The following is a 13,802-nucleotide window of genomic DNA, read 5'->3' on the forward strand; positions in this document are numbered from 1 at the left end:
TACTAATGTGAACTCCGGATGGGGCGGCTGATGACAAAATTACAGAACTCATGATAGAGTTGGGTATCGGCTGCGTTCCCTGATTTTTTTAGTGTAAGTAGGGATGCACTTCCCTGATAATAGGCAAGGCGTTTTTTCTCCCATATGCCATGTTTCTTGAATGCACTCATATAGTTCTTCAAACGATAAGCCTTTCCTCTGCTATTCAGAGCATTGTCATCAAATTCCAGTTCCATGTGCATATCATACGTGAGTGCTTTCTGGCAGGCATCTTCCAGACGAGAATCGGGGACGGATTCGTTGAAGAAATAATTAGGCTGGAAATAAGCATAATTAAATCCTAGTGATTTCCACTGATTATATCCATCTGCTCCATAATAGGGGATCCAGTTGAAACTATATTTTAGTTTATTCAGGTAGATGGCAACCGCATTTAAAATGTCACGGGTGTCGGTCGCTTTCTCGGCAAGCCAATAAAATCCCGCTAATTCTACATGTTGATAGTTCTTTTCATTGAACTTGGCACGTACCTGATCGATATACCATTTGCAGGCTTTAATTCGGTCGGCAGAGTTGGAAAAGTTAAGCGTCTGGTTATCAATTTTCCCCCAATACTTAGTTGATGAGGATGCTTGTTCCGGGTGTTGGTAGACAATGGGCTCTGGTATACTGATCACAATCTGACGTTTCTGCCGTGGGGTTCCCAAAATGGCAGAGGCCTCTTTGACTGATGCATCTAATGCTCCGATTCCTGTTTCAGATTGGAAGTAATAGTCTATAAGTTTCATCCAGTCTGCTTGATTGGCTGATTCCAGATTGTACCCTTTGGCGAACATTTTATTAGCGCCTCCTGTACCTGTGTCCATAATTTCCAAAAAGAGGAAGCTGTCGAATAGCCAGTGGGATTGATTGTCGGTATCTACATATCTGATATAAGAACTTACACGTTCTTTATCCCATGTATAGGGAGTGCGATGATGTCCTCCGCCATAAAGTAACACCATATCTGTAGATGTCAGTAACTCGGTGCGGTTCTTTTCCCAATCATAGAATTCTACGACTGGATCGTTTATTTCCGGATCATTCTCGGATGGGAGGGTAGGGACCGTGTGGTCTTCGTCTTGGCAAGCAGCAAGACCACTACCTATACAACAGAGAAAGAGAATAAATAGAATACGTTTCATATTTGCTTTTATTTTATAGGTGTTATTTTGATTAGGGAGACACCGTGATAGGGGATGGAAGTTTCATAACTACCACTGAATATTCCTAAGTCTTTTTGTCTCCATAAGTCTCTGATTTTGACTTTACCTTGGATGCCCAACTGATTAAGGGCAAAGTTAAAGTTATATTTTTGTTGCTGGATATTTACTGCTTTATCCTGATCCCATAAAATGAAGTAGGGATCCATCTGGAAGAAGCCGAGTGCATAGGAACCATCGTATAACTTTTTATACCATATTTGCCCGTTGGGAACTGTGAGCTTAGTAGCAGGGGCTACCAGTGGGTCCTGATTGACTGCAATCACTTCCGGATTGGTCAGAAGACCTAACGTGAAATCGTCTATGGCAGTCATGTCACAACCAAGCAATAATGGGACGGAAAGGATGGACCATAGGGAGATATGTGCATATTGTTCGTCAGCGGTTAAGTCCGAATCGTGGGATTTGGCACCCCATCCCGGTTCTAATTTGCCTACTACCAACATATCCGGATCGTTATATTTTCCAGGTGCTGATACATGTGCGCAAACATCCTGGAAACACCTGATTGCCATTACAATATTCCATTGGTCGTTGATATCACGGGTTGTTCGCCACAAATTACCTCCGGCTTCCGCTCCCCAGTTCCATACATTGGGAGCTCCGTATCCGACACAATATACGATATCCCGTTTTATCTGATCTAAAGCGTTGCGCATGACGATAAATGGTTCTTGAATCGTTTTCTCTTCCGAGTCCTTCTCAATGGCAGCATAACCGCAATAATCGTATTTCAAATAGTCCACTCCCCACTTCTCCCAAGTTTTTGCATCTGTCAATTCGTGCTGGTAGCTACCTATATGCTTGCCACAGGTCGTCCAGCCCGGTGAAGAGTAGATTCCGAATTTCAGCCCTAACGAGTGAATGTAGTCAGTAAGTGTCTTAAAGTCCGGAAATTTTTCGTTAGCCAGGAGTTCACCTTCGGGTGTACGTTCATCGGCTTCCCATCCATCATCTATGTTCACATAAGTCCATCCGTAAGCCTGAAGCTTTTCGTGCATGATTCGGGCGGCATCACGTACCTTTTGGTCATCAGCTGCAAATCGCCAGCAGTTCCAGCTATTCCAGCCCATAGGAGGAGTAAGCATAATCTCGCTACCTATTTTCAGTGTGATCTCCTTTTCATCTGTTCCTTTCTCATTTGTCGCTTGTAGGCGGACCTTAAAGTTTCCATTTGTATTCGTGCTTCCGGTGATGAGTCCTGTTTTCCGGTTTAACTTTAATCCTTTCGGAAGTCCTTTGGCTTTATAGGTCATAGGTCGTTTGCCGCTAACCATAATTGGCATGAGAAAAGGATTGCCGGGACGAGCGCCATAAGTCAGGGGGTTATTGATTTGTGGAGCGTCCGGACTTTGTGGAGTCAATATGTATTTTTCTTTGGCAATGGGCTTGGGCCATACAGGAATGGGCTGTACGTCACCGAGAGTTGTGAATTTGACATTCAGCCAATCAGCGCGGTCGTACATCATTCCATCTCCGCATTCCTCTACCAATAATAAAACTTTGTCTATTCCTGATAAATCGATATTGAAAGGTTTGGCAGGATCTCCTTTTCTCATAATTCCGCTTCTCCATAGTTCTTTCCGATCTCCTAATATCTTGAACTGAAGATTACAAGCAAATGGGGTATTGTCATCTGCACCTGCTAATCCGGAAAGCGTCTTGGCTTTTTTTCCGATATCAAAGAGCATACGGCTGATTGCATGAGTTCCTATGCCGCGTTCATAGACGATGCCTTTCACAGTCAATGGCGTCATAGTGACTGCTTTGTTGATTCGGGGGAGTCCCCAATCCTGTATGTAATAAGAACTTTCGCCTAACTCGTCCAGCCAAATTTCTTTTACTTCTTCTGCCTGGCATTTCCAACTAATCGTTAGTATAACCAATAACATTATCTGCTTAATGTACTGCATAGTAAATTATTTTTTTAATACTTTCTTTATAACCGGACAAACAAGGTCTGCATATCTCATCATTCCTAAGTCTGTGAAATGAATACCGTCTACTGTTGCTTCTCCATCTTCTCCAAGCATCTTTTCGGAAGAAATCATGTATATATTCTTTTCACCTTTTGTTTTTAGAGATTTGAAGACACTGTTGACGGCTTTATTCTTTTTGTTTATTTCGATAGCTATTTTCTTGTCGAACAGAGCATGAGTGAATACGGGGTCCTCAATAAATATAATCGGAGTGCGTGGATGCTTATCCCGAAGTATGCGATAGAAGGTTTCCATTTTCTCATATATCTGATCGGAGGAAGCATTAGGGACGAAGTCTAGTACATACACTCCTGCATCTACTAAAGACATTACTTCGGCTATTTCGTAGTCTAAAAGTGCATTTCCACTGAATCCCAAGTTGATGATCTCTCGATTGAGACGGCGGGAAATGATATTGGTATGTGCCATCCCAGGACGATTGGCACAGCCACCTTGAAGAATGCTTGTTCCATAAAAAACGATTGGTTTAGTCCGTACTGGAATTGCCGTTCGAGGTACTGATATAGATGCTTCTGCATCTATTCCGATGGACAATGAAATTACTCCATCATAAAGAGGTAAATATAGCATATATTCTCGCTCGACCGGTTCCATATTTGCTATAATTGTGGCTTGATTCACTTTTCCGGTGGGGCGCCCACTATTCACAAATCTCCATGCTCCGTCTACCCATGTGTATAGATCGAGTCCTTTAGTACCGGTAGGTGTCATGTGATTCATCAGGTTATTATTCAAATTCTCCCATTTGGTGGCTATTGTTGTTGAATTGGAGCAAAATCTGATTGCTAATCCTGCGGAGTTTCTGCTTAAATTCCATACCGGTTTACGAGAGACATGCTTTAATGAATCCGGCAATCGTTCGTAGCGATTTTCTGTATTCTTTGTGGCTTTACCATACAATGGAAACTCGGCAGCATCATAATATTTTAATTGAGCTTCCAGATATTCCGGCAAGCACAAGAATGTAATGAGCAAAATGATGATATGTCTTTTCATAATAAATGGTTGTTTATAAAAGCAATGCAATATACATAAAAAGAAACCTACTATGTATATTGCTATAGCTTTTATGAATATCCGGATTGGGCTAATTTTTCTTGAAGAATCCAATTGTAGAAACGACTGCCCGGTTTCCTCCGGTCATGTCATTCAAGTGTTCGTCTCCTACAACCATTCCGGTAGAACCTCCGCCGTCAAGATTAATAGCTCCTACACAGCCTAATCCTTTCATTATTTGTGCCAGTTCTGTTAAAGTTGCTCCACCACTGGCGGTAATACGTCCGTCACATATGAATATGACCACTTTTCCATCTTCACGATAACCGATTGCTGTACGGTCCGGGGTTACATTCGCTCCGAAAATGTCATACGGAATGATTTCATAGTTACTGAGATAGTAATCTGTGCCCTTTGATGTCTCTGTAAAATCGAATGGGATTTTTTTGTCTTTCAGTAATACAGGACCTGCACTTAAAGCATATTTAGGACTCCAGCTAATTGCGGTAGTCGGATTTTCATTAGTGACAATTCCATATTTATTTTCTCCTTTGACAGATGGCAAAGGACGGTCGAAATAGAAAACATTACTGGAGGCATCCGTTCCTGTCCAAACAACATTCGGCTTGCCTGAAGCATCTACGCCGAATGTTCCTCTTGTCACATTATACATACTGTTGTATTCTGTATCGCCAGTTTTTAGTGACCCCCGAACGGCTGAAACAGAGCCCGATTTAATGGAATTGATAACAGCTATTCCTGTATGGTTTCCATTATAGAAGTATCCTCCATTGACCAATAAATAACAGTCTCCATTGAATGATGCAGATTGCGTGTCAATGGTTGCGGGAGAAGATGGTATGTGGACACGTACTTCTACCTTACCGGTAGAGAGATCACCAATGGCGTACCATGCATGGAAATTACTACCATTTAAGTTACTGGTGGTTTCGTACAGTTCGATTTCTGCCGGCAATGTAGACTTAGTCAGTTTATTCCATGTCAATTGGATCGCTTGTGGCTCTGTTTCCAAGGAAACAGTCGACTCTGCACTGTAATAAGTACCGGTAGAGGTTGTCAGGAAGGCACGTACTTTATAGGATTTGCCATAGTCGAGTAAGGTATTCGGAATCACTTGAAATACTTTTCCGTCTTCAGCAACTTCCGGTCCGTTTTGCTTTTGATCATTGATAGTGGGTGTGTTTTCGGTACTCCAGCATAAACCATATTTTACGTTGGTTTGTCCAGCTATGTTTGTCACTTGATAAGAGGAACTGATACAAGTTGAGTTTGCTTTGATACTTCCTATGATTGCGATGCTTGGCTCGTCACCGAGGGCTACCAACCGATAGAGCTCGTAAATGGCACGTGAAGTATTCGTAGCCGAGAATGCTCTTACTCCGAAATAGTATATGTTTCCTTCTTCCAGACCACTTTCGATTGTATATTCTGTGACATTTGCGGCTACCTTGGCTATTTCTATATTTTCACTGGTATCTGCTTTTCTTAATAAGATGCTGAATCCGGTTTCATTATTACTATTGTCTTTCCAACGTAGTAATACTTTGGTTTTTCCCATTCTTTCTATGGTTATGTCTGAAGGTGCTTGTACGCTTGCAGACTGTTCGTCGCCGTCATTGTCACTTGAGCAGGCTCCGAAGGCACATGTTAATAATATTGCTATAAATATAATCTGTTTCATTTTACTGTACTATTTATTGTTTGATTACAAAGACTGTTTATTTGTTGATTCTGATCGCATCAAGTGCTTTGATGGTTATTTGTTTTTTATTAGGCAGTGTAACCTTGTGTTCTTGTTCACTCATGTTTACTATAAGGTATACGTGTTCGTCTGATACACTAGCCCATTCTGCCGCTAATACTACCGGAGTTATTTCATAGTTGGGTATCTCTTGCGTTGGGTTATCACCAGTTGGAATTATTTCCTGTATAAAACGGCCTCCCAAGAATAAATCATGTTGTTGACGGCGGAAATCTGTCAGATTTTTCAGAAATTTAGCTTCCCTTTTCGCATCTGGGCGCATCAACAGACTGGGCTCTACCCATCCTAACTGAGAACCCCATAACAGACTACGCATACTCATGAAATTCAAAGAACCGTCTGTGATACGCCAAGGGATGTAGGTGTATCCGCTATAGATGCAACGGTCAGAATAAATGAGCGGAAACAACGGAACCATTTTTGTATAGCTGTTGTGCGGAGAATTGACAACTAACATCATGTCAAACAGGTCAATATAGCACTCTGCATTTTCTTCTGTTGTCATGGCTTGGTTCTCTTTGTATAGATTTGTGCGCATTTCGGTGAGTAAACTGCGGTAGGCAAAAGGCCACCAATCACCACCGCCAGGTGCATGTCCGTGGTTGGTTGCATAGCAGGGTTCGCTGTTGGCGCAACCTATCTGATCCATATATACACCGTTCGTTTTTAGTTCAGTTAATATCTGTTTGTTGACTCCTTTCAGCACATCTCTCCAAATATAAGAAGCTGGGCAGGTTACAGTATTTAATACCTTTGAGCTATATACTTCTGTATATAATGTACCATCAGCTTTGCGACAAGAGGCATCTTTACCATTAAGCGTTTTATAGCTGTCTGTTGCTGGATCCCATAGACGACCGTTAATATATGGAGTAATAAATCCTCCAAGTTCCTGTGTTTCTTTAATCATTTCTTTGAATCCTGCTTTTTCGGGAAAGTATTCCGGATATTTAGTATCGAAACGATGATTGTGCCAATAATACCAATGCAATCCGACTCCTTTTCCATAGTATTTCATCGCTTTACGTACTGCTTCCATTGTTTCAGCATTTACTTCTCCCGGCCGTAGCCACATATCAGCGTTTTTGATCCATTCTGCTATAGGACGTTCTGAAATAGTTTTTGCACCCCACAGTGTTTCGAAAGTAAATGGACGATACCATTGTACTGCAGCGTCCTGCCATCCCTTTTTGGTAAATCCCATCACTGTTTCCCAAGGAATGCAGAACTTCTTGTTTTGAGTCCAGGCATAGGATGTTGTCACGTTCTGAATAAATACAAGACTTTTTCCTTCACTTTTCATTCTGAATACTTTGCCAGATCCCCCTTTGTCTTGTGCGGCAAAGTAGACTGTGCCTCCTTTATGATGCATCAGCACTAATTGCATTGTGCCTGTACACGAAGGATAACGTGATTGCAGTTGTCCTTCATTGCCGATTGTGTATTCGGTCCCGAATCCGACAGGAAGAATTCCTTTTGCTCCTTCCGGTCTGTTTACAGCAATACGGGGAAATTCAGATTCTGTAATCACCCATCCTTCCGGCATTTCTGCTTCAATGCGCCATTCCGGTAGTTCGGCATCTTTACCTAATGTGACTAATATGCGTACCGGACACGTCGGTCCTGCATCTATAACCATTTGCCAGGTGAATATTAATGTTGAGGCATCTTGAGTTTTTTGTATCTCGCCTCCTTTATATTCGCCCCATCGGGGCATTAAGGTCGGGTTCTCTCCGTTGGGACCCCGATAGATTAGTTGCCACGGATGTGTTGTACTTCCATCTACAGGCAATATGTTCATGCCATCCATGCGGAATTCCTTGAATAAGAATTCTTTTCCGTTGGCAAACACTAATTCAACATTCTTGTTTTTTAATACAAAGTTTCCATTTTCATTTTTAGCAGTCACTGAGGCTGATAAAGTTCCAAAACATTGTAAATAGCATAATATGCTAATAATACTGGTTATCATATTTCTCATATACAAAAGATTAGGATGAATAATTTCTATTTAATAATTTCGATGCTTTTTCTGAATAATTTTATTATTTCCTCTTGTGGAAGAGCGGTTTCCAATATGAGACGGCCTGCTGCGGGGAGGATACTTTTGCTTCCTGCTGACCGGATAGGTATTCTTTTACCACTCTCATTCATCAAAGATAGCTTGTTTTTTTCTATATCAAGAGTGAGTTGTCCTGTACCGTTCATATGCCAATAAATGATACAAGTCCTTCCTGCTTTCTGGAAAATGAATGCCCGGATTGGCTTTTCGTCATCCTTGGTTATTTGGCGATAGGGGTATAACTGATAATTTCCTTTTTTATCTTTCATCAGAAGATATTCTTGTTCGGGATTTTTGAGTAATTCTTTCTGTTTGTCTGTCAGGACACCTTGAAGTTTTGCTTCTTCCCACATTTTGATAACTCTCAGGTTATCTTCTGTACGAGGATGATTCTGTAACTCTTCTAAATTGCCAACTAATGATATGGGAGAATTCCATGCGACAGCTTTGCTGCAAATATATTCATACATGTCTGGTTGCATGCCTATTGTCTTGTCGTTGGGAGCCAAGTAATTCACCCATCCGAAATTGACAGAAGTAAAATCTTTGGCTATCTGCTCTGCACATCGAAGTGTATACTTCTTCATTGCCGGACGGATACGTTCCGGAGGGAATATATCGAAAGCATTCCCACGACTTAAAATATGCCATCCATAATGTGATTTCAATGCTCCTTCTGCAAATAATGGAGTTGGTTTCATTTCGTTGTATACTATCATCTGAGAGCGGGAGACATTATACCAATAAGGCATCGGTACATCTTCCGCACCATCAAAATAGACAAAACGAAAGCCTGCTTCGTGGTAGATTTTTCCTAAACGTTCGGCAATCTCTTTTTGGATTCCTGTATTTTGGTTGACACGGATAAACAGGGGCCAGTCATCTACATCCAATAGTCTGAAATGTTGTCCTTTGTCATGTGAGGCTGCTTTTGAGTTAAATACTCCCCGTACACATCCCGTAAATTGATATGGTGGTTCGGTGGTATAGTTCTCATAAGTGACAAGCTCGTTGTCAATTTGCAGGAGACGTCGTCCTTTCTCCATACGTACGCCTTCCGGATTACCTTCTATAGTGATGATAGTACTTGAATCATCTAATGGTTCCGAGAGAATAAATTCGCGTACATGGTTGGTGCGGGAGTCCGGTATGCCGTTGTTGATATATGGGTCATTCACTGCTACTTTGGAATAATGAATATGAATGCCGGGTATCATGCCTGCTGCTTTGATTTTATTAGTGATTTCCTGTAAATCTTTCATTCCATTCGGATATTCTTTTCTCCATTCATAATGTCCGCAAGCTTTGGCGAAATCAACATAATAGACGACAATGGATTTGAAACCACCTTTTTGAGCATATGCAATATGTTCATCTATATTTTTAGTCGTGACATCACGTAGCTCATAATAGGAGTACTGATATTCTTTACGTTGGCGACTTTCTACTCCTAAAGGCATATGATAGTCACGTTCTACTTTATCAATACAGGTTAGCAGTTTTTCTTTTGAAGTAGTAATCAGTGCTGCACCAGAATTGAATAGTTTCACTTGAAAATCAAGTCCTGCATACATCGTAGTATATTCCTTGTTTGCAAAAGCATCGATATAGGTGGTCGGATGGGTGCCTAGCAGGCATATGGCTGTCTGTTCATCCCATGATACATTCAGCCACTCACCAAAGTTCTCACGTTTACGTACTGGTAATTGTAATAATGAGATTTCATCTATTTCAGTTTTGCGTTTTACCCCAAAATCTTCGATACGATAATCAATTTGCTTCAGAGTGAAACCTATATAATAATCTGTGATATTTAACTCTATAATGGCAATGTCATAGGTATCCTGAAATTCTATACGTAATTCATTTCCGTTACGTTCAATTTTATTGGCTGGGAAGGTGCGTGGCTTTGCAGGAAACATTAGGAAGTTTTCATTATCGTAAGGACGGTATTGGGTAATAGCGCATAAAGGTACATCTGCATTTGTTATCAGACATTCCTCTCCCGTAGCTTTGTGTATCAGGCTGCGTGCTTTTCCGTCATTGCTAATAATTAGACGCATTTCCGCGTTCTCTATGACCACATTATTGTTTTCTTTCTGTTCATTAGGCATAGCTATACAAAATTGTGGCAACAATGTCGACACAAGCCAGACTAATAAAACCGGATATGTATAATATATTCTTTTCATCATTTATTTTATGTTTTTATTACCACTTATCTGTGCGAAATGGTCTGACCGGCAGATTGCGTGTATTAATCAGATTTCCTTTCAGGAAATTCCGAAAACAGTAACGAACGGCAACGGGAGATTTGACTGTTGGGGATTTGACAATTACTGTATGATCCTTCTGATTTAAAGAGGCCTCTGCCGGATAAAAGACTTTATCTGAACCTGCAATCTCAAATCCGGAGATATTCATCCAGGGGCTTAATCCTTTTTCTGCATGGGAAAAGGAGATTTCAATTGTCTCTCCGTTGATTTTCATGCTTTTATAAGATGGATATTCGGATTCTATTCCCTGATATCCGTATGTCTTATTCAAGGACATATATGCGAGGCGTTCTCCAATCCCTTTTTTATTGTGAGGATGCACTTGAGGAGCTTCGTATGTCTCTACTAAGTCGTTTGTTCCGATCATACCACTATTGGGAATGAGTGAAAGCGCCTTTTGTTGAGCTTCCCGCAATAATGCTCCTATGTAGCCATCTTCTTTATATTCACAGGCAAATGGGACTGTCTCAACATAGTAGAAAGGCAGGTCTCCTTGTTTCCATATTGATCGCCAATGTTTTACCATTGTAGCTAGGCGTTCGGCGTATGTTCTGCTACTTCTTACATTACTTTCTCCTTGATACCAGATAAAACCTTTTATTGTATATTTGTGACAGGGGTATAAAATTCCATTATACATTAACATCGATTGTAAATAGACTGGTGTCTTGTCACTTCCTATTAAAGTCAGGTCTTCATCCTTGTAGGTTTGTAGTATTTCCTTAGGTAGCCAACCTTCTACTCTTGAGCCTCCCCATGCACAGGTGATAACTCCTATAGGAATCTGCAAGGTCCGTTGTAAAGTTAATGCATAATGATAGGCGGCTGCACTAAACTTCGGAGCATTTTCCGTAGTTGGTTGCTGCCAGCTTCCTTCTGCATACTCCTGCGGAGATAGTTTTACTGTCGGCTTTATGGTTACCATTCGTATTCCCGGATGATTGGGAGCATCTGCTATGACATTATTGGAGTCGCTTATGGGACAATAATCAAATCCGTTCAAAGGCATTACCATATTTGATTGTCCGGCACATAACCAGACTTCTCCGACCAGGAGGTGCTGCAAAGTGACAGATTGTTCTCCATCCGTCAGTGTTAATGTATGTTCTTCGAAACTGGCAGCAGGCGTTGTGATCTGTAATTCCCAACACCCCTTTTCGTCAGCATGGGTTTTGACTTCCTTATTTGCCCATGAAGGAGTTACTACAACAGTAGAATTTGGAGTCGCTTTTCCCCAGATTCGTACATTGCTTTTTTGCTGTAAGACCATATTGTCACTAAGTAGTGGAGGCAATTTGACTTTTGCCTCCATATTGATGCTCCACAGTACAATTATTAAAAAGTAGATAAGAATCTTCATGTAGCATTTCTTTTTTTAGTCACGGAAATCCATTTGTATTTTTTCTTTCTTTTTGATGACAGGACCAGCCGGTTCCGGATGGTGCTGAGGATTACGATAATCAAAGTAATAAATATTCAGCTTATCAAATAAGGTGAATGCATCTTCCATACGTGACAGGAACTTGTCGTAGTCTTTGACTGTCGGTGCGGACCAAGCTGATTCTGCCAGTGCGCAGAGGCGGGGAAAGATCATGAAATCTACCCGATCTTTAGTATGCATTAGTTCCGTCCATGTATTGGCCTGTATGCCTTTGACATGTGAGAGGTCAGAGGCTGACACTCCCCATTCGGCAAACCATTTGTCGGGGAAAGCATATACATCTTCTATTGGGCAGAATCCGTCCCAGATTCGTCCCCATTTGTGGTCTTTATATTGTACGAAGTCAAAATAAAGCGGTTTGCGCGGACACATGATAGTCGAATATCCTTTGGTCAGTGATTTGCGCAGGTAATCGGGTTTATCATGCCTCCACCACATAATGATAGTATTATCTTGCTTTACATTCAAGTCGAGAAGTTCATCCCAACCGACTAAAGTTTTACCTAGTGAGTTTACTACATCTGTCATTCTATGCATAAAGTAGCGTTCTGCTTCCTTTACAGTTTGTAACCCTTCGCGTTTCAATAGTGCTTGTACATGTGGGTCTGTTTCCCATGCCTTGATTCCGTAAGCTACTTCGTCGCCTCCGATATGTAAATATGGAGAAGGGAATAAGGCAGCTATTTCTTTTAGTATATTAGTCAGATAAGTATAAGTTTCTTCTTTGCCGACGTTAAAAGTGAATTCCGGATGTTCTTCCGTTCCTCCGCCTGAGTATTCCGGGTAAGCTTTATTGGCTGCTGTGGCATGTCCGGGCATGTCTATTTCGGGTATAATTTCAATATGACGTTCTTTGGCATATGCTATGATATCACGGATCTGCTCTTGTGTATAATATTGTGCCGGTGTATCTGGATCACTATGGCAACCTTCTCCTCCTATAGTTGCCAGTTTAGGGTATTGTTTAATTTCGATTCTCCATCCTTGTGCGTCTGTCAGATGCCAATGGAAGCGATTCATCTTATAATATGCCATCAGGTCAAGGATTTGTTTTACCCTTTTTTCGCCGGAAAAGTGACGTGCTTCATCAAGCATATATCCTCTCCATTCATAACGCGGGGCGTCTTCTATCGTTCCACATCTTAGATCTCCGTAGGTTAACTGCTGTAATAGCGTTTGAATACCATAGAAAACTCCAGCTGGACTTCCTCCTTTGATTAGGACCTGTTTGGGGGCGATAATCAGCTGATAGCCCTCTTTGTTTTGCAGTCTATTGTCTAATGATAAGTTGATTCCTTTCGCAGCTTTTTTGCCGGGGATTACTTTCATTTTATAGTTTAAATCAGCGAGTTCCTTTTCAAGGAATGCTGCTTCTTTATATAAACTGGCATCCAGATAGTGGATTTTCTGACCCGATTTGAGTTTACACGTTTCTGCTTGCATGGTGACTTCAGTAGGATAGGGGATAACCCGTACCTGTTCTTGTGCTTGCAGGCTCATGAACAAACTTAGATAGACTATTGCCAAGGTTGTAAGTAATAGTTTCATGTTTCTTGGTTTTATTAGTTATTTAATAATAATTATAGGATTTTCTCCATGTAAATCCTCTATGGATACTGTCGCAGTGATGGTACGGGTCTCATTAGGGAACAATGGAATGAAGTTATCACTCCAGAATACCGGATTTACGACTTCTTTTGTTTTTCTCTTTGTATCTTTTTTATTAGTTTGATTACTTCGTAGCTTTTTTTCAGACTGCGAAATACATATAATCAACGCTTCCAAGCTTATTAATGAAATTTGATAATGCAATAATTCTCCTGTTTTCAGAGCATATGTCGGGATCTTATATGAATTAAGTAATGATGCAGTTGCTCTTGTATTTCTTGGAAGAAGGATGGCATAGTATAAATAAATGTTTTATATTTTATATCAAGAGAGGTTACTATAAATTTTTGTAATAGAAATCCTCTCTTGATAAT

General features: G+C 40.8%; 9 protein-coding genes. All 9 read right to left on the reverse strand.

Going from position 1 to position 13,802, the window contains the following annotated elements:
* Positions 1 to 2: 2 nt before the first annotated feature.
* Complete coding sequence (locus A4V03_RS00055; protein ID WP_065537465.1) at positions 3 to 1,184, reverse strand: DUF4855 domain-containing protein; 1,182 nt, start codon at positions 1,182 to 1,184, stop codon at positions 3 to 5.
* An 8-nt stretch (positions 1,185 to 1,192) separates the two neighbouring features.
* Entirely contained in the window at positions 1,193 to 3,154 is a 1,962-nt protein-coding gene (locus A4V03_RS00060; RefSeq protein ID WP_369882205.1) for an NPCBM/NEW2 domain-containing protein, read from the reverse strand.
* Between the two features lie 27 nt (positions 3,155 to 3,181).
* A complete protein-coding gene (locus tag A4V03_RS00065; protein WP_065537467.1) occupies positions 3,182 to 4,258 on the reverse strand; it encodes an SGNH/GDSL hydrolase family protein in 1,077 nt (358 codons plus the stop codon).
* Positions 4,259 to 4,349: 91 nt separating this feature from the next.
* Positions 4,350 to 5,960: a phosphodiester glycosidase family protein gene (locus tag A4V03_RS00070; RefSeq protein ID WP_055299859.1), complete on the reverse strand. Its 1,611-nt coding sequence runs from the start codon at positions 5,958 to 5,960 to the stop codon at positions 4,350 to 4,352.
* A gap of 37 nt (positions 5,961 to 5,997) precedes the next feature.
* Positions 5,998 to 8,022, reverse strand: coding sequence for a DUF6259 domain-containing protein (locus A4V03_RS00075; protein ID WP_236588687.1), 2,025 nt, complete (start codon positions 8,020 to 8,022; stop codon positions 5,998 to 6,000).
* A gap of 26 nt (positions 8,023 to 8,048) precedes the next feature.
* Positions 8,049 to 10,298 carry an alpha-amylase family protein gene (locus A4V03_RS00080; RefSeq protein WP_065537469.1) on the reverse strand — a complete coding sequence of 750 codons (2,250 nt, stop codon included), beginning with the start codon at positions 10,296 to 10,298 and terminating at the stop codon, positions 8,049 to 8,051.
* A 16-nt stretch (positions 10,299 to 10,314) separates the two neighbouring features.
* Positions 10,315 to 11,739 (reverse strand): sialate O-acetylesterase, encoded by a 1,425-nt coding sequence (locus A4V03_RS00085; protein ID WP_065537470.1) that lies wholly within the window; start codon positions 11,737 to 11,739, stop codon positions 10,315 to 10,317.
* A gap of 15 nt (positions 11,740 to 11,754) precedes the next feature.
* Positions 11,755 to 13,368: a beta-N-acetylhexosaminidase gene (locus A4V03_RS00090; protein WP_065537471.1), complete on the reverse strand. Its 1,614-nt coding sequence runs from the start codon at positions 13,366 to 13,368 to the stop codon at positions 11,755 to 11,757.
* A gap of 18 nt (positions 13,369 to 13,386) precedes the next feature.
* Positions 13,387 to 13,632 (reverse strand): hypothetical protein, encoded by a 246-nt coding sequence (locus A4V03_RS21425; RefSeq protein WP_306821710.1) that lies wholly within the window; start codon positions 13,630 to 13,632, stop codon positions 13,387 to 13,389.
* Between the last annotated feature and the right edge of the window lie 170 nt (positions 13,633 to 13,802).

Source organism: Bacteroides caecimuris (assembly GCF_001688725.2).
In the GTDB taxonomy this organism is placed as follows: domain Bacteria; phylum Bacteroidota; class Bacteroidia; order Bacteroidales; family Bacteroidaceae; genus Bacteroides; species Bacteroides caecimuris.

Excerpts from the sequence above, each read along its gene's own strand:
- A4V03_RS00055 (WP_065537465.1), bottom strand. The coding sequence starts at position 1,184 with ATGAAACGTATTCTATTTATTCTCTTTCTCTGTTGTATAGGTAGTGGT.
- A4V03_RS00085 (WP_065537470.1), bottom strand. The coding sequence starts at position 11,739 with ATGAAGATTCTTATCTACTTTTTAATAATTGTACTGTGGAGCATCAAT.
- A4V03_RS00065 (WP_065537467.1), bottom strand. The coding sequence starts at position 4,258 with ATGAAAAGACATATCATCATTTTGCTCATTACATTCTTGTGCTTGCCG.
- A4V03_RS00090 (WP_065537471.1), bottom strand. The coding sequence starts at position 13,368 with ATGAAACTATTACTTACAACCTTGGCAATAGTCTATCTAAGTTTGTTC.
- A4V03_RS00080 (WP_065537469.1), bottom strand. The coding sequence starts at position 10,298 with ATGATGAAAAGAATATATTATACATATCCGGTTTTATTAGTCTGGCTT.
- A4V03_RS00075 (WP_236588687.1), bottom strand. The coding sequence starts at position 8,022 with ATGAGAAATATGATAACCAGTATTATTAGCATATTATGCTATTTACAA.
- A4V03_RS00070 (WP_055299859.1), bottom strand. The coding sequence starts at position 5,960 with ATGAAACAGATTATATTTATAGCAATATTATTAACATGTGCCTTCGGA.
- A4V03_RS00060 (WP_369882205.1), bottom strand. The coding sequence starts at position 3,154 with ATGTTATTGGTTATACTAACGATTAGTTGGAAATGCCAGGCAGAAGAA.